At 73.0% G+C, this 19,389-nt stretch carries 19 protein-coding genes and 1 riboswitch; of the genes, 14 read left to right on the forward strand and 5 right to left on the reverse strand.

All coding sequences use genetic code 11. The features are described 5' to 3' along the window. Window positions 1–29 precede the first annotated feature (29 nt). Window positions 30–638: a hypothetical protein gene (locus BGK67_RS21500; RefSeq protein WP_069921598.1), complete on the reverse strand. Its 609-nt coding sequence runs from the start codon at window positions 636–638 to the stop codon at window positions 30–32. Between the two features lie 251 nt (window positions 639–889). Between BGK67_RS21500 and BGK67_RS21505 the strand changes: the two genes are divergently transcribed. The 6 genes from BGK67_RS21505 (at window position 890) to BGK67_RS21530 (ending at window position 6,662) form a co-directional block, all read left to right on the forward strand. After that, window positions 890–1,750 (forward strand): bifunctional methylenetetrahydrofolate dehydrogenase/methenyltetrahydrofolate cyclohydrolase, encoded by an 861-nt coding sequence (locus BGK67_RS21505; RefSeq protein WP_069921599.1) that lies wholly within the window; start codon window positions 890–892, stop codon window positions 1,748–1,750. Next, complete coding sequence (locus BGK67_RS21510) at window positions 1,740–2,174, forward strand: DUF3017 domain-containing protein (RefSeq protein WP_069921600.1); 435 nt, start codon at window positions 1,740–1,742, stop codon at window positions 2,172–2,174. The genes BGK67_RS21505 and BGK67_RS21510 overlap by 11 nt, the downstream gene beginning before the upstream one ends. A gap of 171 nt (window positions 2,175–2,345) precedes the next feature. Further along, the gene (locus BGK67_RS21515; RefSeq protein WP_069921601.1) at window positions 2,346–3,335 is read left to right on the forward strand and encodes a malate dehydrogenase; all 990 of its coding nucleotides are present in this window, start codon (window positions 2,346–2,348) and stop codon (window positions 3,333–3,335) included. 123 nt (window positions 3,336–3,458) lie between these two features. Next, the gene (locus BGK67_RS21520) at window positions 3,459–5,225 is read left to right on the forward strand and encodes a hypothetical protein (RefSeq protein WP_208948728.1); all 1,767 of its coding nucleotides are present in this window, start codon (window positions 3,459–3,461) and stop codon (window positions 5,223–5,225) included. Continuing rightward, window positions 5,206–5,598 carry a hypothetical protein gene (locus BGK67_RS21525; protein WP_069921602.1) on the forward strand — a complete coding sequence of 131 codons (393 nt, stop codon included), beginning with the start codon at window positions 5,206–5,208 and terminating at the stop codon, window positions 5,596–5,598. The genes BGK67_RS21520 and BGK67_RS21525 overlap by 20 nt, the downstream gene beginning before the upstream one ends. 332 nt (window positions 5,599–5,930) lie before the next feature. Next, on the forward strand, window positions 5,931–6,662 hold the full coding sequence (locus tag BGK67_RS21530; RefSeq protein ID WP_141754041.1) for a hypothetical protein: 732 nt from the start codon (window positions 5,931–5,933) through the stop codon (window positions 6,660–6,662). A gap of 33 nt (window positions 6,663–6,695) precedes the next feature. On the opposite strand, the gene BGK67_RS21535 is transcribed toward BGK67_RS21530, so the two are convergent. Together BGK67_RS21535 and BGK67_RS21540 are read right to left on the reverse strand one after the other, a co-directional pair. Then, complete coding sequence (locus BGK67_RS21535; RefSeq protein ID WP_069921604.1) at window positions 6,696–7,196, reverse strand: carboxymuconolactone decarboxylase family protein; 501 nt, start codon at window positions 7,194–7,196, stop codon at window positions 6,696–6,698. A gap of 132 nt (window positions 7,197–7,328) precedes the next feature. Continuing rightward, window positions 7,329–8,165, reverse strand: a complete 837-nt coding sequence (locus BGK67_RS21540; RefSeq protein WP_069921605.1) for a DMT family protein — start codon at window positions 8,163–8,165, stop codon at window positions 7,329–7,331. A gap of 116 nt (window positions 8,166–8,281) precedes the next feature. On the opposite strand from BGK67_RS21540, the gene BGK67_RS21545 reads away from it, so the two are divergent. Then, window positions 8,282–8,584: a hypothetical protein gene (locus BGK67_RS21545; protein WP_069921606.1), complete on the forward strand. Its 303-nt coding sequence runs from the start codon at window positions 8,282–8,284 to the stop codon at window positions 8,582–8,584. 13 nt (window positions 8,585–8,597) lie between these two features. Then, on the forward strand, window positions 8,598–9,788 hold the full coding sequence (locus tag BGK67_RS21550) for a glutathionylspermidine synthase family protein (protein ID WP_069921607.1): 1,191 nt from the start codon (window positions 8,598–8,600) through the stop codon (window positions 9,786–9,788). Window positions 9,789–9,839: 51 nt separating this feature from the next. On the opposite strand, the gene rocD is transcribed toward BGK67_RS21550, so the two are convergent. Beyond that, a complete protein-coding gene (gene rocD / locus BGK67_RS21555) occupies window positions 9,840–11,045 on the reverse strand; it encodes an ornithine--oxo-acid transaminase (protein ID WP_069921608.1) in 1,206 nt (401 codons plus the stop codon). 109 nt (window positions 11,046–11,154) lie between these two features. Continuing rightward, a riboswitch (ZMP/ZTP riboswitch) is annotated at window positions 11,155–11,245 on the forward strand. Between the two features lie 34 nt (window positions 11,246–11,279). Here rocD and glyA point away from each other — a divergent pair. From glyA to BGK67_RS21575, 4 genes are all read left to right on the forward strand, one after another. Then, the gene (glyA, locus tag BGK67_RS21560) at window positions 11,280–12,548 is read left to right on the forward strand and encodes a serine hydroxymethyltransferase (RefSeq protein WP_069921609.1); all 1,269 of its coding nucleotides are present in this window, start codon (window positions 11,280–11,282) and stop codon (window positions 12,546–12,548) included. A gap of 872 nt (window positions 12,549–13,420) precedes the next feature. Continuing rightward, on the forward strand, window positions 13,421–14,434 hold the full coding sequence (gene trpS / locus BGK67_RS21565; protein WP_069921610.1) for a tryptophan--tRNA ligase: 1,014 nt from the start codon (window positions 13,421–13,423) through the stop codon (window positions 14,432–14,434). 95 nt (window positions 14,435–14,529) lie between these two features. Next, complete coding sequence (locus BGK67_RS21570; protein ID WP_069921611.1) at window positions 14,530–15,123, forward strand: 2'-5' RNA ligase family protein; 594 nt, start codon at window positions 14,530–14,532, stop codon at window positions 15,121–15,123. 166 nt (window positions 15,124–15,289) lie between these two features. Continuing rightward, window positions 15,290–16,252, forward strand: coding sequence for a YihY/virulence factor BrkB family protein (locus BGK67_RS21575; protein WP_069921612.1), 963 nt, complete (start codon window positions 15,290–15,292; stop codon window positions 16,250–16,252). Window positions 16,253–16,356: 104 nt separating this feature from the next. Here BGK67_RS21575 and BGK67_RS21580 read toward each other — a convergent pair whose 3' ends face one another. After that, entirely contained in the window at window positions 16,357–17,601 is a 1,245-nt protein-coding gene (locus tag BGK67_RS21580; protein ID WP_244291283.1) for a D-alanyl-D-alanine carboxypeptidase family protein, read from the reverse strand. A gap of 121 nt (window positions 17,602–17,722) precedes the next feature. Between BGK67_RS21580 and BGK67_RS21585 the strand changes: the two genes are divergently transcribed. Continuing rightward, the gene (locus BGK67_RS21585; RefSeq protein WP_069921613.1) at window positions 17,723–17,983 is read left to right on the forward strand and encodes an SCO4848 family membrane protein; all 261 of its coding nucleotides are present in this window, start codon (window positions 17,723–17,725) and stop codon (window positions 17,981–17,983) included. Continuing rightward, complete coding sequence (locus tag BGK67_RS21590) at window positions 17,980–19,275, forward strand: metallophosphoesterase (RefSeq protein ID WP_069921614.1); 1,296 nt, start codon at window positions 17,980–17,982, stop codon at window positions 19,273–19,275. The genes BGK67_RS21585 and BGK67_RS21590 overlap by 4 nt, the downstream gene beginning before the upstream one ends. The last annotated feature ends 114 nt before the right edge of the window (window positions 19,276–19,389 follow it).

The following is a 19,389-nucleotide window of genomic DNA, read 5'->3' on the forward strand; positions in this document are numbered from 1 at the left end:
GGCCTTCGCCGTACTGCGGCGTACGAGGATCAGAAGCGCGGGCGCTTGAACCAGGCGGCGCCGGGCGCGGTGACCATCGCGGCGAGGATCAGGCCGCCGATGGCCAGGCTGACGACGCCGGCCGCGGGGCCGCCGCCCTCGGAGTTGGCGAAGTTGCCGAGGCCGCCCAGGATGGACAGCGCGGCGTAGACGATCGTCGTGATGCGCACGCCGTTGCCGCCCTTGGCGAACTTGGCGCCGAGGACGATCGCCAGCACGCCGAGGGCGAGGACGAAGAGGCCCAGGGCGATCACGACGCCGCCGACCACGTCACCGGCCGCGCCGCTCTCCGTGGTGGACAGCGCGGCGCCGCCGAGCAGCATGAAGAGGCTGACGATGACCTGCAGGCCGCCCACGACGAAGAGCAGGACGCGGGCGGTCTTCACCAGACCCGGCATCTGCATGGGCGCACCCGGGTAGCCGCCGCCCGGGCCACCGGGGTAGGCCGGGTAGCCCTGGGGGGCCTGCTGCTGCGGGTAGGCGTAGCCGCCCTGCGGCGGGACGCCCTGGGGTGCCTGCTGCGGGTAGCCGTAGCCGGGCTGGCCCTGCGGGGCCTGGGGCTGCTGGCCGTACGGGTTGTTCGGGTCGCCGAAGCTCATCTGGGGTGTTCCTCCGTGGAAGTGCGGGGACGCACGGCACGCACGGAGGAAAGCTCTGTTCTACGGTCCGCCCCCCGGCACTGCCCGCGGCACTCTTATCCGGTCATCGTCGTCCGACCGGGCCGGACTTGTCCAGCCGGGCGCTCCAGGGCCGGTGACTTGTTGTGCAAGTGCAATGAACCCGGTGAACGCGGCGAGCCCGCGAACGCCTTGACTGGAACCGGGGGCACTCCATCCGGGAGGATGGACACATGACCGCCCAGATTCTCGATGGCAAGGCCACCGCAGCCGCGATCAAGTCCGAACTGACCGCCCGTGTGGCGGCCCTGAAGGCACGGGGCACCACCCCCGGCCTCGGCACCCTGCTGGTCGGTGACGACCCGGGCAGCCGCTGGTACGTCAACGGCAAGCACAAGGACTGCGCCGAGGTCGGCATCGCCTCCATCCAGCGCGAACTTCCCGCGACGGCCTCCCAGGAGGACATCGAGGCGGTCGTACGGGAACTCAACGCCGATCCGGAGTGCACCGGATACATCGTCCAACTCCCGCTCCCCAAGGGCATCGACACCAACCGGGTCCTGGAGCTGATGGACCCGCTGAAGGACGCCGACGGCCTGCACCCCATGTCGCTCGGCCGGCTGGTGCTGAACGAGCCCGGCCCGCTGCCCTGCACCCCGTACGGCATCGTCGAGCTCCTGCGCCACCACGGCGTGGAGATCAACGGCGCGCACGTCGTCGTCCTCGGCCGGGGCATCACCGTCGGCCGCTCGATCGGCCTCCTGCTCACCCGCAAGTCCGAGAACGCCACCGTGACGCTCTGCCACACCGGTACGCGCGACCTGCCCGGGCTGCTGCGCCAGGCGGACATCGTCGTCGCCGCGGCCGGCGTCCCGCACCTGGTCAAGCCGGAGGACGTGAAGCCGGGCGCCGCCGTGCTCGACGTGGGCGTCAGCCGCGACGAGAGCGGGAAGATCGTCGGGGACGTCCACCCCGGAGTCGCGGCCGTGGCGGGCTGGATCTCCCCGAACCCGGGCGGCGTCGGCCCGATGACCCGGGCACAGCTGCTCGTCAACGTCGTCGAGGCCGCGGAACGGAGCACCAGTGCGGGCTGAGCGGGACGAGGAGCGCGCGGCGCCCGCCGCCGAAGCCTCCCGGTCCCGGCGCTTCCCCTCCGTCACCCGGGACACCGCCCGCCCCGAGGGCAGCGGCCGGGCCGTGCCCGGGGCCGTGTCCACGCCCGCCCGCCAGTGGCCGATGCTCAGCGTGCTCACCGTCACCGCGGCCGGGCTGCTGGCCACCGCGATGGGGCATCCGCGGATCGGCTGCCTGGCGATCGGCGTGGCCCTGATCGCGGCCTCGGTCCTGCGGCGCGTCCTGCCCTCCGTGGGCATGCTCGCGGTGCGCTCCCGCTTCACGGACATGGTCACGTACGGGCTGCTCGGCGTGGCGATCACGCTGCTCGCGCTGGTGATGGAGCCCAGGCCGCTGCTCAACGTCCCGTTCCTGGAAACGGCGGTCCGCTTCACCGTCCGCTGACCGCGCCGGCACGGCGCTGCCGGAGTCGAACGGGCCCCCGGGCCTCCGGCGGCGCCAGGGTCCGATAGCCTGACCGCGGATGTCTCTTCACGTCAAGATTTACTGGGAAGCGGCGTCCTCCAGCACATGGGGCGGGGACGCCCCACCGCCAGCTGTCTAACGGAGAAGGCCATGACCCGCACTCCCGTGAATGTCACCGTCACCGGCGCCGCCGGCCAGATCGGCTACGCGCTGCTCTTCCGCATCGCCTCCGGCCACCTGCTCGGCTCGGACGTGCCGGTCAAGCTCCGTCTTCTGGAGATCCCCCAGGGCATGAAGGCCGCTGAGGGCACCGCCATGGAGCTCGACGACTGCGCCTTCCCGCTGCTCCGGGGCATCGACATCTTCGACGACCCGAACCAGGGCTTCGAGGGTGCCAACGTCGCGCTGCTCGTCGGCGCCCGCCCGCGCACCAAGGGCATGGAGCGCGGCGACCTGCTCTCCGCCAACGGCGGCATCTTCAAGCCGCAGGGCAAGGCCATCAACGACCACGCCGCGGACGACATCAAGGTCCTCGTCGTGGGCAACCCGGCCAACACCAACGCGCTCATCGCGCAGGCCGCCGCCCCGGACGTACCGGCCGAGCGCTTCACCGCGATGACCCGCCTGGACCACAACCGCGCGATCTCGCAGCTGGCCGCCAAGACCGGCGCCGCCGTCTCCGACATCAAGCGCCTCACCATCTGGGGCAACCACTCGGCGACCCAGTACCCGGACATCTTCCACGCGGAGATCGCCGGCAAGAACGCCGCCGAGGTCGTCAGCGACGAGGCGTGGCTCGCCGACACCTTCATCCCGACCGTCGCCAAGCGCGGCGCGGCCATCATCGAGGCCCGTGGCGCGTCCTCGGCCGCCTCGGCCGCCAACGCCGCCATCGACCACGTGCACACCTGGGTCAACGGCACCGCCGCGGGCGACTGGACCTCCATGGGCATCCCGTCGGACGGCTCCTACGGCGTCCCGGAGGGCATCATCTCCTCCTTCCCCGTCACCACCAAGGACGGCGCGTACGAGATCGTCCAGGGCCTGGACATCAACGAGTTCTCCCGCGCCCGTATCGACGCCTCCGTCCAGGAGCTCGTCGAGGAGCGCGACGCGGTCCGCGAGCTCGGCCTCATCTGATCGCGGCTCCACCCCTTCGAAAGGCCCCGGCGTCCAGCGCGCCGGGGCCTTTTGGCGTGATCCGGCCTGTCCGGGGGCCGCCCGGACCCGTACGGTTTCCTCCCACACCTGAGGGGGGACTCGGTGAGCGGCAGCAACCCGGACGGCAGAGCGCCCGTCCACCCGTCGCAGACGGAAGCCGGACGGCTCCTGTGCGCCGGCGTCTACCTCGACACCGCGTACCGCGACCGGGTGATCGACGAGCTGTACGTCCACGAGGAGCGATTCACCGCGCCCTCCTACGGGTTCGACGCGGCCCGCGTCCTCGCCCACGCCCTGCGCGCCCGGCGCGTCGAGATCACCTGGGCGGCGGCGGTGGCGGGGGTCTGGGCCCTCGGCCTGCTGCTGCTCCAGACCTTCATCGTCTTCCTGATCGTCCCGGCGCTCCTGCTCGGCGGCGCCGGCCGGATCAGACGCCGCCGCGACCGGACGGGCCGCGGCAGCCGGATCGTCGAGTACGTCCTGCGCGGGTACGCCGTCTGGATGCTCGGCAACGTCCTGTGGGGGGTGGGGGCCGGCTTCGCCGACGACCGCGTGCGGCCGATGCGCTTCGGGGACACCGGCTGGTTCTTCCCGTTCCTCGGCGAGGTGATCGCTGAGCACCCGTTCGGCATCTTCCTGGAGTGGCCGCGGATGGGGCGGTTCTACGGGGAGGCCTACTCGTGGGTCGCCGTACTCGTCTTCCTGCTGCTCACGACCGTCGCCGGGCTCCAGCGGGGACACTTCGCCCGGCTCCTGCACCGCTCGCTGGGCCGGGAGGGCTACGCCGCCGGGGCCGGCGACCTGGTGGTGACGGGCCGGCGCTTCGGACGCGCCCGCGCGCGGATCCAGCGGATCCAGCACGGGCCCCTGGTCCTGTACGACGTGCGCAACCCGTTCTGCGGCGCGGGCCGGGCACACCGGCCGTGGCAGCTGTCCGTCGAACTGCGCCCGCGCGGCGACGGCGAGGCGGAGGAGCTGGACAACGCGCAGATCGTGGACCGGATCCGGCCACGGCTGGAGGCCCTGCGCGTCCCGTCGCCGCACGGGTCGCCGGAGGCGGAGGCCTCCGTACTGGACCGGCTGCGCGAACTCGTCATCGACGAATGCGTGTTCCTGCCCGCCGAGGGGCTGCCGGACGTCGACTCCCTGGACCTGTCGGAGGAGGCGTTCGCCGAGCACCGCGCCTCCGCGATCGAGGAGGGCGGCGAGCGTCGCCGGCACTTCCTGCGGGTGCGGATCGGCGGCTGGGACGAGAACCTCGTCGTCACCGTCTTCATCCGCGTGCACACCCAGGGCGGCATGCTGATGCTGGAAGTGGCGCCGCACGTACTGCTGCCCGTCCGGCCGGACTTCCAGCGGGCCGACGACACCGTCCAGCGCCAGCAGCGCAACACCGCCTTCGCCAAGGTGGTCTGGGCGGTCGTGAACGGCGCGGGCGCCCTCGGCCCGGCGCTGCTCGCCCTGGTGCGCGCGGTCCGCATCCCGTGGCGGATGGCCACCGCCGGCCACGGCGTGGCCCTTCCGGCCGGACCGGCCGTCTCCATACGCGAGCTCGCCGCGCAGGCCGACGCCTCGCTGTTCCAGCTCATGGACCTGGACCGCTACCTGAAGACGGTCCAGGAGCGGATCGTCGGCGGGGTGGCGGTCGCCCTGCACGAGGCGGGCTGGCACACCAGGGAGTTCGCGGAGCGGGCCGTCAACGTGGCGGAGGGGGCGGTCTTCATCCAATCGGTGAACAACAGCGCCTTCGGCGTCGGCGGAGTGAGCCACAACAGCGTCACCGGCCCGCGGGACCCGGATACGGGCCGGGGCGGGGGCGTGGCGGGCAGGGAGCGGAAGGGGAGAAGCGGTGGCGACGAGCGGTGGTAGCGGCGCGGAGCAGTCCGCGGTACGGATCGGCGACATCCACGGCAGCAGCTTCAGCATCGGCGGCGCCCACAACACCAACACCGTCCATCAGGCCGGCGGCGGTACGGGGGAGCGCGCGGAGCCCGGCGCGGAGGAACTGCTGGAGGCCGTACGGGAGCTCCGCGCGGCCCTCGTACGGCTGCCGCGCAGCCCCGAGCGGGCCGAGCTGGACGGCGAACTGGACGAGGTCGCGGGTGAGTTGGAGGCGGCCGGTGAGGTGCGCGCGGGCCTGCCGGCCCGGCTGCGCGGGGCGCTGGAGAGATGGGCCCCCCTGGTGGACTCGGTGAGCGCGGCCACCGCCCTGGCCGCCCTGCTGACCTCCCTGGGCGGCTGACGGTGCCGACGGGGGAGGACGGGGGCGGGGTCCGCTGGAACCCGCGCTCACAACGCTGGGAACGGGTCCCGCGTCGACCTCCGGCCTCGGGCGCGGGCGGGGGTGCGGCTCCGGGTACGCCCTCGGCCCCGGGCGCGGGCCACAGTGGGCCTCCGGCTCCGGAGCCGGAGCAGAGTGGGCTTCCGGCCTCGGGTGCGGGGCCGGGTGTGCCCGCAGGTCGGGGCACGGACCCGGGCGGGCCCGCCGCTTCGGGTGCGGGCCCGGGTGGGCCCAGCGGCCCGGACCAGGCTGCGCCGGAGACCGCCAACGCGTCCCCGGCTTCAGGTCCGGCGGTGGATCCGGCTCCGGCTTCGGCCGGAGTGGCGGGGCCGCCTCGGACCGGGGCCCCGCAGCCGAACCCGTACGCCGGCGCGCCGGGTGCCCCGATCCCGAACCCGTACGCCTACCCGCCGGGTGCCCCGGCCCCGAACCCGTACGCGAGCCCGCAGGGCACCCCGCCCCGGCGGATCCTGGTGCTGGTGGGCGTCACGCTCGGGGTGGCCGCCCTGGGCGCCGCCGCCGTGGCCGGGTGGCTGTACCTGGGCCGCCAGGGCGGCCCGGGCCCCTCCGGTCCCGCGCCGCGGGCCGAGTCCACGCAGGTGCGCGACACGGCGGCCGGCTTCTCGGTGGGCATCCCCGTCGGCTGGCAGGTCAGCCCCGGCGAGAGCGGGTACGGGACCGTCTACCGCCCCGCCGGAGGCGACAGGAGCGCGGGGCTCCAGATCATCCGGGCCACCCAGGACACGCTGACGGCCTGCGAGGTCCTGGGCGAGACCACCGTGGAGCTGAGCAAGTACGACGGCTACCGGGAGATCTCCCGGGAGCGCGTGGGCGGTGACGGCTGCGAGCAGGTCTACGCGTTCGACGATCCCGCCTCGGCCGAGCCCCCCGCCCACGCGATCGTGCGGCTCGTCGTCGCCGCCGACGACACCCGCTGGGTCATCCTGGTCTTCGGCCCCGATACGGACGCCCCGCTCGTGCGCCGACACCTCACGACCGCCGTCGAATCCTTCCGCGTCGACTGACGGGGCACACCGGCCCCGGCCGGGCCGGCGGGGTCAGCTCTTGTACATGCCCGGCGTGTAGTGCCCCGGCACCATCCGCGTCGTCACGCCGATCCGGTTCCAGACGTTGATCGTCGCGATCACGGCGATCAGCTGGGCCAGCTCGCGCTCCTCGAAGTGCTTCGCGGCCTTCTCGTACACCTCGTCCGGCACGAACCCTTCGGTGAGCACCGTCACCGCCTCGGTGAGCTCGATCGCGGCGAGCTCCTTCTCGGTGTAGAAGTGCCGCGACTCCTCCCACGCGCCCAGCTGCACGATCCGCTCCACGCTCTCACCGGCCGCGACGGCGTCCTTGGTGTGCATGTCCAGGCAGAACGCGCAGTGGTTGAGCTGGGAAGCCCTGATCTTGACGAGTTCGACGAGGGCCGGGTCCAGGCCCTTCTTGGAAACGATCTCCAGGCCCAGGACCGCCTTGTAGACCTCGGGGGCAAGCTTCGCCATGTGCATGCGGGGGGTGTGCTCGGGTGCGTTCTGCGCGTTCTGTGCGTTCGTCATGCGATCCACCCTAGAAGGCGGGCGGTTCACCCATCCGGTCCATTACCCGAATCGCGGAACGGGCGAGGCCCCTGGCCCACGCGCCGAACGAGGCCTTGGGTCGGCCGCGTTGCCGCGGGGGTGCACCGCCGATCAGCCCGGGCTCACGACGGCCGGCGCCGGCTCCGGGGGCTCCCCGAAGCGGGCCAGGGCCAGGGCTCCGGCGATGGCCACCGCGAAGCCGAGGACGGCCAGCCAGGTCAGGCCTTCGCGGGTGCGGTCGCCGAGCCAGACGACGCCGATCACCGCCGGGCCGATCGTCTCGCCCAGGACCAGGCCGGCCGTCGCCGCGGTCACCGAGCCGCGGGACAGCGCCGAGGTGAGCAGGAGGAAGGCCGCGCCGCCGCCCAGCAGGACGGCGTACAGGGCGGGGTCGCCCAGGTCCCCCACGGAGTCGATGAGGCGGACCGCGACCTCGACGACGCCGAAGCCCGTGCCCGACGCCAGGCCGAGGACCAGGGCCCGCGGCCCGTCGGGGAGCCGGCCCGCCACCACGCCGACCAGCAGGATCAGCGCCACCACCGCCAGCAGCCCGAGCTTCAGGGCGAGCGACCCGGTCCCCGATCCCTCCGCCCCGGAGGCCAGCCCCAGCATCAGCAGCCCCGCGCACACCACCGCCACCGCTCCCCACTCCGTCCGCGACAGCCGGACCTTCAGCAGCCGGGCCGCGACCACCGCCGTCACCGCGAGGCTCGCGGCCAGGGCGGCCCCGACCGCGTAGAGGGGAATGTGGCGCAGCGCGATGATCTGGAGCACGAAGCCCACCGCGTCCAGTCCCAGACCGGCGAGATACCGCCACTGCCGGACCGCCCGCAGCAGCAGCGCCGGGTCCACTCCGGAACCCGTCCCCGGCTCCGCCGCCCGTGCCGCGACCGCCTGGAGAACCGACGCCGTACCGAAACAGACCGCCGCACCGAGTGCGCAAACCATCCCAATGAGCACGAACTGACTTTAGGTCACGGATCTGGGGGCGGCCGGATTCCATCGGCCGGGGGCTCCGCTCTAGTCTGTCCGGAGCACGCCAGGACATAGGGGGAGCAGCAGGTATGGACACCAGCAGCACCAACAAGCGCCGTATGCGCTCGGGCGCCGTCGCCCTCGGCGGAATGGGCCTGCTCGCCGCCACACTCGTGGCCTGCGGCAGCAGCAAAGAGCCGGACAAGCGCTGCGCGTCCCGCTCCACGCTGGCCCACCTGAACAACAAGGACTGCAAGAGCGGCGGGACCGGCGCGTACTACTACGGCGGCAGCGTCAAGAACGGCAAGGTCACCGGCGGCAGCTTCGACAAGTCCGCCGTCACCCGCGGCGGCATCGGGGGCCACTCCAGCTCCGGCTCCAGCGGCGGCTGAGGAACCGGAACCCATGCAGCGGCACACCATCGAGCCCCGCCCCGACTGGCAGAAGACCGTCGAGGAACAGGGGCTGATCTATCCCCTCACCAGGTACCCCGACGACTCCCTGCGGCCCTACTGGGACGAGAGCGCGTACTACTCCTTCACGCTCCCCGAGGTCGAGGCGCTGGAGAACGTGGTCGAGGAACTGCACGCCATGTGCCTGGCCGCGGCCGCGCACATCGTCGAGCACGACCGCTTCGCGGACCTCGGCATCACCGACCCCAAGCTGGCCGCGCTGATCGCCGAGTCCTGGCGCCGCCGCGCCGAACAGCCTTCGCTGTACGGCCGTTTCGACCTGCGCTACGACGGCTCCGGCAGCCCGGCCAAGATGCTGGAGTACAACGCCGACACCCCGACCTCCCTGGTGGAGGCGGCCAGTCCGCAGTGGTTCTGGATGGAGGACCGCTTCCCCGGCGCGGACCAGTGGAACTCCCTCCACGAGCGCCTCGTCGACGCCTGGCGCCGCCAGGCCGAGCTGCTGCCGCCCGGCCCGCTGCACTTCGCGCACTCCGAGACCGACGAGCTCGGCGAGGACCTGATGACGGTCGCCTACCTCCAGGAGACCGCGGAGCAGGCGGGTCTGGACACCCAGGCGCTGTCCGTCGAGCAGATCGGCTGGGACAGCCTGTCCGGCCGGTTCGTGGACGAGAAGCTCCGCTTCATCCGCAGCTGTTTCAAGCTCTACCCCTGGGAGTGGCTGGCCACGGACCAGTTCGGCCCCCAGGTCCTCGGCACCTACGACCACGGCGGCGGCTCCGGCACCACCTGCTGGATCGAGCCGCTGTGGAAGATGCTGCTGTCCAACAAGGCGCTGCTCGCGATCCTGTGGGAGCTCTTCCCGGAGCACCCGAACCTGCTGCCCGCCTACCTCGACGGCCCGCGCGAGCTCGCCGAGGAGGGCGGCTACGTCACCAAGCCGCTGCTCGGCCGCGAGGGCGCCGGGGTCACCCTCCACGAAGCCGGCGGGGAGCCGTTCGCGGCGCGCGAGGGCGAGCGGTACTGCTTCCAGGGCCTGGCCCCGCTGCCCGACTTCGACGGCAACCGGGTGGTGCTCGGCGCGTGGGTCGTCGAGGACGAGGCGGCGGGGCTCGGCATCCGGGAATCCGCGGGGCCGGTCACGGACGAGTACGCCCGCTTCCTGCCCCACGTCATCCTCTAGGCGTCCGACGCGCGGGCGCCGAAGGCCGTCACGCGGGCGCGCCGGAGACCGTCACGCGGACAGGACCGACCTGAGCTGCTCCAGCCCCCAGTCCAGGTCCTCCTTGCTGATCACCAGCGGCGGCGCGATCCGGATGGTCGACCCGTGGGTGTCCTTCACCAGGACGCCCCGCTCCATCAGCTTCTCGGAGATCTGCCGTCCGGTCCCGTGCGACGGCTCGATGTCCACGCCCGCCCACAGCCCCCGCCCCCGTACGGCCATCACCGCACCCCCGCCGACCAGCAGGTTCAGCTCCCGGTGCAAGTGGTCGCCGAGCTCGGTGGCGCGCTGCTGGTACTCGCCGGTCTTCAGCATCGCGACGACCTCCAGGCCGACGGCGCAGGCCAGCGGGTTCCCGCCGAAGGTGGACCCGTGCTCGCCCGGCCGGAACACGCCGAGCACGTCCCGGTCCGCGACCACGGCCGAGACGGGCACGACCCCGCCGCCGAGCGCCTTGCCGAGGATGTACACGTCGGGGACGACCTCCTCGTGGTCGCAGGCGAAGGTCCGGCCGGTGCGGCCCAGCCCCGACTGGATCTCGTCCGCCATGAACAGGACGTTCCGCTCGCGCGTGAGCTCCCGTACGCCGCGCAGGTACCCGGCGGGCGGCACCAGCACCCCCGCCTCGCCCTGCACCGGCTCCAGCAGGACGGCGACCGTGTTCTCGGTGACCGCGTGGGCCAGCGCGGTGAGGTCGCCGTACGGGACGATCTCGAAGCCCGGCGTGTAGGGGCCGAAGTGGTCGCGCGCCTCGTGGTCCGTGGAGAAGGAGACGATCGTCGTCGTGCGCCCGTGGAAGTTGTCGGCGGCGACCACGATCTTGGCGTGGCCGTCCGGCACGCCCTTGACCTCGTACCCCCACTTGCGGGCGGTCTTCACGGCCGTCTCCACCGCCTCCGCGCCCGTGTTCATGGGCAGCACCATCTCCTTGCCGCACAGCGAGGCGAGTTCGGTACAGAAGTCGGCGAAGCGGTCGTGGAAGAAGGCGCGCGAGGTGAGCGTGACCCGGTCCAGCTGGGCGCGGGCGGCGTCGAGCAGGCGGGGGTTGCCGTGCCCGAAGTTCAGCGCCGAGTAGCCGGCGAGCATGTCCAGGTACCGGCGGCCCTCCACGTCGGTCATCCACGCGCCCTCCGCGGACGCGACGACGACGGGCAGCGGGTGGTAGTTGTGCGCGCTGTGCGCGTCGGCGGAGCGGATGGCATCAGCAGTTGTCGACACGGGGTCTCCGATCGTCCGTCAGGCCGGTGACGAGGATGGCGTCACCTTCCATCCTCGCTCGCTGACGGGCTGGAGAAACCTTTCCCGCGGCGCGCCCGCTAAGGTGTGCGGTACGCACGGCGACTGGCGTACGGAGAACGAACTCCGGGGGAGTCGTGCGCGCTCGACCGCAGACAGGGCCGCTCGCCTGGGCCTCGCGGGGTACCGATCACATCGACCCCGGAGGAGCCCGCCATGTCCGCGAGCCGCCATCCCGCCCTTTTCGCGACCGACCCCGAACTGGCGTCGTTCGTCGCGGCGGAGGAGAACCTGCAGGCCGAGACCCTGCGCCTGATCCCCAGTGAGAACTACGTGTCCGCCGCCGTGCTCGAAGCCTCCGGCACGGTGCTGCAGAACAAGTACAGCGAGGGCTACCCGGGCCGCCGCTACTACGAGGGCCAGCAGAACATCGACAAGGTCGAGGCGCTGGCCGTCGAGCGGGCGAAGGGCCTGTTCGGGGTGGACCACGCCAACGTCCAGCCGTACTCCGGCTCGCCCGCGAACCTGGCCGTCTACCTGGCCTTCGCCGAGCCCGGCGACACGGTGATGGGCATGGCGCTGCCGATGGGCGGGCACCTCACGCACGGCTGGGGCGTCTCGGCGACGGGCTCGTGGTTCCGGGGCGTGCAGTACGGGGTCCGGCCGGAGACCGGGCTGATCGACTACGACGCGGTGCGGGAGCTCGCGCTGACGGAGCGCCCGAAGATCATCTTCTGTGGGGGTACGGCTCTGCCGCGCACGATCGACTTCGCGGCGTTCGCGTCGATCGCCGAGGAGGCGGGCTCCGTCCTGGTCGCGGACGTGGCCCACATCGCGGGCCTGATCGCGGGCGGGGCGCACCCGTCCCCGGCGGGGCACGTGGACGTGATCTCGACGACCACGCACAAGACGCTGCGGGGGCCGCGCGGGGCGATGCTGATGTGCCGCGAGGAGCACGCGAAGGCCATCGACAAGGCCGTGTTCCCGGGGCTGCAGGGCGGGCCGCACAACCAGACGACGGCCGGTATCGCGGTGGCGCTGCACGAGGCGGCGCAGCCGGCGTTCACCGCGTACGCGCATGCCGTGGTGGCCAATGCCAAGGCCCTGGCCGAGGCGCTGCTGGCGCGGGGCTTCGACCTGGTGTCGGGCGGTACGGACAACCACCTGATCCTGATGGACCTCACCTCGCGGGACGTGCCGGGGAAGGTGGCGGCCAAGGCGCTGGACCGCGCGGGGATCGTGGTGAACTACAACACGGTCCCGTTCGACCCGCGCAAGCCCTTCGACCCGTCGGGCATCCGGATCGGCACGCCGTCGCTGACGTCGCGGGGCCTGGGTGTGGGGCAGATGGGGCAGGTCGCGGAGTGGATCGCGCGGGCGGTCGAGGCGGCGGCCAAGTCGGACGAGGCCGCGCTCGCGACGATCCGCGCCGAGGTCGCGTCCCTCCTGTCGACGTACCCGGCCCCGGGCCTCCCCCTGTCCTGACCTGTTCGCAGCCGAGCCCGCCGCGGGGCGGGGCCGCGGGCCGGGGCCGGGCCCGAGGCCGGGCTGCGAACCGCAGCCGAGGTCGAGGGCCGGAGCCGGGGCCGCGGGCCGGAGCCGGGGTTGGGGGCCAGGGCCGGGGCCGCGGACCGGGTCCCGGCCCGGCACCCCGGCGCCCCCATCGAGGCGGGCCGGAAGGCAGGGCTCGACCTCCCGCCCCCGGCGGCGGGGGCTCCGCCCCGGACCCCGCGCCTCAATCGCCGGCGGGGCTGGATTTGCCTGCCCCCGTCCGCCGGGTGCGGCGGTAACGCCCGCAGAGCCCTTCCGGCCCGCCCGGCGCTCAAGGCCGCAGCCGTCCCGTCGGCGGCGCGACCGCGCAGAGGAGCCGTCTGACCCGAAGCGGGGGCCGCGCCACCCAGCCTCGCCGGCGTTTGAGGTGCGGGTGTGGGGCGCCCCACGAAGCCCCGCGTAGCGGCGTTGGCCGGGTGTGCTCGGGTCGACGCCGCGCAGCACCCCGGGCCGGAGCCCGGGAGCTTCGTGCAGCGGGGTCGTCTGGCCCCGGAGCGGGGGCCGCGCCACCCAGCCTCGCCGGTGTTTGAGGCGCGGGTGGGGGCGGCGCCCTGCGAAGCCCCGTGCAGCGGGGCCGTCCGGACCGGAGCCGGGGTCGCACCGTTCAGCCTCGTCGGCCGGTGGCCCGCGGAGCAGCGCGCAGGGCGGGACCCGGTCCGGGGAAGCGGTCGCTTGGGCGGGGCGGGATCCGGACGGCGGGCTACCGCCCGGTACCGGCGGCCCGGCACGGCACGGCCCGCCGCGACCCGGAAGGATCCGGCCGGCGGCGGGCCCGAGCCCGCCCCCGCACCTGAGAGAATGAGGCCATGGCTTCTGATCGTCCTCGCGCGCTCTCCGGCATCCAGCCCACCTCCGGCTCGTTCCACCTCGGGAACTACCTCGGGGCCATCCGGCAGTACGTCGCCCTCCAGGAGACGCACGACGCGTTCTACATGGTCGTCGACCTGCACGCGATCACCATGCCGCAGGATCCGAAGGACCTCCGCGCGAACACCCGCCTCTCCGCCGCGCAGCTGCTCGCCGCCGGCCTGGACCCCGAGCGCTGCACGCTCTTCATCCAGAGCCACGTGCCCGAGCACGCCCAGCTCGGCTGGGTCATGAACTGCATCACCGGGTTCGGCGAGGCCAGCCGGATGACCCAGTTCAAGGACAAGTCCGCCAAGCAGGGTGCGAACAACGCCACCGTCGGGCTGTTCACGTACCCGATCCTCCAGGTCGCCGACATCCTGCTCTACCAGGCGAACGCCGTCCCCGTCGGCGAGGACCAGCGCCAGCACATCGAGCTGACCCGCGACCTGGCCGAGCGCTTCAACCAGCGCTTCGGCCAGACCTTCACCCTCCCCGCCGCGCACATCGTCAAGGAGGTCGCGAAGATCTACGACCTCCAGGACCCGACGATCAAGATGTCGAAGTCCGCGTCGTCGCCCAAGGGCCTGGTCAACCTCCTCGACGAGCCCAAGGTCACCGAGAAGAAGATCAAGAGCGCGGTCACCGACACCGAGGCCGAGATCCGCTTCGACACCGTGAACAAGCCCGGTGTCAGCAACCTGCTCACGATCTACTCGACCCTCACCGGCGAGACGGTCCCCGCCCTGGAGGCGCGGTACGAGGGCAAGGGCTACGGCGCGCTCAAGACGGACCTGGCCGCGGTGATGGTCGACTTCGTCACACCCTTCAAGCAGCGGACCCAGGAATACCTCGACGACCCGGAAACGCTGGACTCGATCCTGGCCAAGGGCGCGGAGAAGGCCCGCGCGGTCGCCGCCGAAACCCTCGCCCAGGCGTACGACCGCCTCGGATTCCTGCCCGCCAAGCACTGAGGCGGGCGCCGGGGGAAAGAGGGCCCTGGCGAGACCGGGGGTACTGCCCTCACACTGGCGGCAGCAGTCCATCCAGACACACGGAGGAGAGATACGTGGGGACCGTAACGCTCGGCGTTTCGATCGCGGTCCCGGAGCCGTACGGCAGCCGGCTCCAGCAGCTGCGCGCCGGCTTCGGGGACGCCGCCGCGCACGGCATCCCCACGCATGTCACCCTCGTCCCGCCGACCGAGGTGGAGGCGGACCGGCTCCCCGAGATCCGCGCCCACCTCAGCGCGGTCGCCGCCGCCTTCCGGGCCTTCCGGATGCGGCTGGAGGGGACGGGAACCTTCCGCCCCCTCTCGCCGGTCGTCTTCGTCAAGGTCGTCGAGGGCGCCGAGGGCTGCACCCGCCTCCAGGGCGAGCTCCGCGACCCCGGCGGCCCGCTCGTCCGCGAGCTGGCCTTCCCGTACCACCCGCACGTCACGGTCGCCCACGGGATCTCCGAGGAGGCGATGGACCTGGCGTTCACGACCCTCGCGGAGTACGCGGCCGAGTGGGTCTGCGCGGGCTTCGCGCTCTACGAGCAAGGCTCCGACGGGGTCTGGCGCAAGCTGCGCGAGTACCCGTTCGGCACCGGTCCGACGGGCGTCCCGGCGCAGCAGGGCTCACCCGCCGACGAGGCGGCCGGGACGGCACGGCCTTCCTGACGGAGCGGCCGCAGGGCCTGACGCGTGCGGAACCTGAGCCTGCGCAGGAGCAGGGCGTGGAACGGGCGGTCCGTCCGGGGTACTTCGCGAAAAGTCACAGTCGACGACCGTAGTCCCAGAAACCGGCAATACCGGCGATTTCCGACAGCTCAATTACGGTGACTTCATGGACTGGCTGACCAAACTCCCGGTGATCGGCCCCCTGGCGGCCCGGCTGATGCGCACCCACGCGTGGCGTTCGTACGAACGCCTGGACCGCGTGCACTGGACCCGGCTCGCCGCCGCGATCACCTTCATCAGCTTCCTCGCGCTCTTCCCCCTGGTCACCGTGGCCGCCGCGGTCGGCGCCGGCCTCCTCAGCCAGGAGCAGCTCGACCGGCTCCAGAAGAACCTCGCCGAGCAGGTCCCCGGCATCTCCGAGCAGCTCGACCTCAACGCGCTCGTCGCCAACGCCGGCACCGTCGGCCTCGTCGCCGGCGCCCTCCTGCTCTTCACCGGCATCGGCTGGGTGGGCTCCATGCGGGACTGCCTGCGCGCCGTGTGGGACAAGGACGACGAGGACGAGGGCAACCCCGTCGTCCGCAAGGGCAAGGACGGACTGGTGCTCCTCGGCCTCGGCGGCGTCGGCCTCGCCTCGGCCGCCGCCTCGATCTTCGGCGCCAGCGCGGTCGGCAAGTCCGCGGAGTGGCTCGGCATCCCGCGCGAGGGCGCGGGCGGCGCGCTGCTGCGCTCGGGCGGCTTCCTCGTCGGCGTGCTGGCCGCGTTCCTCCTGCTGCTGTACGTCCTGACCCTGCTCCCCGGCGTCGAACCCCCGCGCGGCCGCCTGATCCAGGCCGCCCTCATCGGCGCGGTGGGCTTCGAGCTGCTGAAGCTCCTGCTCAGCGGCTACATCAGCGGGGTCGCGACGAAGAGCATGTACGGGGCCTTCGGCGTGCCGATCGCCCTGCTGCTGTGGATCAACTTCACGGCGAAGCTGCTGCTGTTCGTGGCGTCCTGGACCGCGACCGGCGACGACGAGGCCCTGGACGAAGCCGAGGACCCGGACGAAGCCAAGGCCGCGGACGACGTCAAGGACGAGGCCTCTGGTGAAACCCGCGGCGAGCACGCCCCGGCGGGCCCCCGCATCTAAGCCCGTACTCCTTCGGGTGAATCCGGAGATCGTCCGTACGGGCCTGGGGTAGGCCTTCCCCGCCGGACCCGGGTGCTCGGACCGGGCCCCCGGCCCAGGGGCCCTCAGACCAGGTCCTCGCCCCGGCCCCGGCGGCCGCGCGGCCAGCGCCGGTTGACCACGAACACGCCGCCCGCCAGCACGGCCAGGGCGCCGCCCACGACACCGAGCGCGGTACCGATCCCGCCCGAGCCCACACCGCCCGCCGACGGGTTGTTCTCGTGGGACTGGGCCGGGGAGCCGAGCGGGGAGGTGTCCTCGCTCTTCGGGGGCACCAGCTCACCCACCGGCTTGACCTTGCCGGCCGCCGCGAAACCCCAGTCGAAGAGCGCGGCGGTCTCCTCGTACACCGAGTTCGCCCCGCCCGCGCCCGGGTTCATCACCGTGACCAGCAGCTTGCGCTCGCCCTTCTGCGCCGCGCCGGTGAAGGTGGAGCCGGCCATCGTCGTGTTGCCGTTCTTCACCCCGGCGATGCCCTTGTACGGGGAGATGCCGCCCACGCCCGTCATCAGCCGGTTGGTGTTCTGGATCTCGAAGAAGTCCCGCGGCTTCCCCGGCTGCTGCAGGCCGGGGAACCTGGCCTCGACCGTGCCGCAGTACTCCCGGAAGTCCTGCTTCTGCAGCCCGGAGCGGGCGATCAGCGTGAGGTCGTACGCGCTCGACACCTGCTCCGGGGCGTCGTAGCCGTCGGGCGACACCACATGGGTGTCCAGCGCCTGGAGCTCCTCCGCGTGCGCCTGCATGTCCTTGACGGTCTTCTCGATGCCGCCGTTCATGGCCGACAGCACGTGCACGGCGTCGTTCCCCGACCGCAGGAACACCCCGAGCCACAGGTCGTGGACGCTGTACTCGTGGTCCTCCTTGACCCCGACCAGGCTGCTGCCCGGGCCCACGCCCTCCATGTCCTCGTCGGTGACCTTGTGGACCTGGTCCTTGGGGAGGCTCGGCAGCACGGTGTCCGCGAAGAGCATCTTCATGGTGGAGGCCGGGGGGAGCCGCCAGTGCGCGTTGTGCGAGGCCAGTACCTCGCCGGACTCCGCGTCCGCCACGATCCACGAGCGCCCCGTCAGGTTCGAGGGCAGGGCGGGCGCGCCGGGCAGCAGGTCGACCTGGGTCCCCGGCCGGCCGAGCAGGGCCCCGCCGACCGTGGACATCGACGCGGGGGGCGCGGGCGCGGCCTTCGCCGCCTTCGGCGGCTGCCTCTTCCCGTCGGCCGGCGGGGCCGGCGCGGCATGCGCGGGGACCGCGATCATCGCGGGCACCAGCAGCGCGGCAGAAAGGACCGTCAGCGCGGTCTTCTTTACATACACGCAGGTGAAAGTACCTCCCGATTGGCTGGACGGCGGCGCTGACCGGCCCATTCGGTACAACCACCGCCGGGACAGCCCACCCCGGCGCGTCCGTCCTGGGGACCGATCCGATACTGGGGCCATGAAACTCAGCCGTACCGCCTCCTGGTTCCTGCTCGCCTTCGGAGTGTGGAGCTGGTTCATCTGGGTGTCTTTCGTCCGGAACCTGTGGAAGAACGGCAGCGGGCAGGCATTCGACGCGGCGGGCGACCCCACGGCCTACTTCTGGGTGCACCTGGCGCTCGCGGTGTCGTCCTTTCTCCTGGGGACGGCCGTCGGGGTGATCGGGTTGCGCGGGGTCCGGGCGCTGCGGCGTGCATCACGTGAGGAGCGGGACGCATGAGAACCGCCGTCTTCGCGCTGGTCGCGCTCGCGGTCCTCGGCCTCCTGGGGCTGGTCCACCGCTGGCTGTGGATCCGCCTGGTCCGCGACACCACGGCCCCCCGGGGCCTGCCCCGCCGCATCGGCACCGCCTCGGCCATCGCCCTGCCCCTCCTCTCCGTGGCCGCGCTGACCGCGGGCCGCGCGGGCGTTCCCTTCCCGCTCCAGCAGGCCGTGTCCTGGCCCGGGTTCCTCTGGCTCGCGGTACTCCTGTACCTGACCCTGACGATGCTGGTCGCGGAGCCGATCCGCGCGCTGTTGCTCCGCCGACTGGCCCACCGGAGCCCCTCCCGGGTGGCGGACGAGGCCCCCGGCGACGTCCGCCAGGACGGCGCGGGCACGGCCGCGACGGCCACCGCCGTCGCCCCGCCCGTCGTACCCGTGGCTCCCGCCGAGCCCGCCGCGCCCTGCGCGCAGGAGCTGACCCGCCGCCGGTTCGTCGCGCGCACCCTCGGCGGCGCGGCCGCCGCCGTGGCCCTCGGGACCGTCGCGAACGGGGCGTACGGCACGCACGGCGTCCTGCGCGGGCCCGGCGTCCGCCGGGTGCGGGTCCCCCTGGCCAAGCTGCCGCGGGCCGCGCACGGCTTCCGGATCGCGGTCGTCAGCGACGTCCACCTCGGCCCGATCCTCGGCCGCGCCCACACCCAGCGCATCGTCGACACCGTCAACCGGACCCAGCCCGACCTCATCGCCATCGTCGGCGACCTCGTCGACGGCGACGTCCAGGACCTCGGACGGGCCGCCGAGCCGCTGCGCCGGCTCACCGCCCGGCACGGCACGTACTTCGTGACGGGGAACCACGAGTACTTCTCCGGCGCCCGGCAGTGGGTCGACCACGTCCGCGAGCTCGGCCTGAACCCGCTGGAGAACGCCCGCCGGGCCCTCCCGTACTTCGACCTCGCCGGGGTCAACGACATCGCGGGCGAGAGCGAGGGCCAGGGCCCCGACTTCGGGGCGGCGCTCGGCGACCGCGACCGCACCCGTGCCGCCGTACTCCTCGCCCACCAGCCCGTCGTGATCCACGACGCCGTCAGGCACGGCGTCGACCTCCAGCTCTCCGGCCACACCCACGGAGGCCAGCTCTGGCCCGGCAACTACCTCGCCGAGCTCGCCAACCCCACCGTCGAGGGCCTGGAGCGGTACGGCGACACGCAGCTGTGGGTGTCGCGCGGAGCCGGCGCCTGGGGGCCGCCGGTCCGGGTCGGCGCGCCGTCCGACATCACCGTCGTCGAACTCGCCTCGCACCAGGCCTGACCGGCGCGAACCGCAGGGCCTCGCCGGGAGCCGGCGGCGCGAACGTCACCGGGGCCCGGTACCTCTCCGACGGCGCCGGGGTCCGGCGCCTACGGGAGTTGGACCGGCTGTAGG

Source organism: Streptomyces subrutilus (assembly GCF_001746425.1).
Classification (GTDB): Bacteria; Actinomycetota; Actinomycetes; order Streptomycetales; family Streptomycetaceae; genus Streptomyces; species Streptomyces subrutilus_A.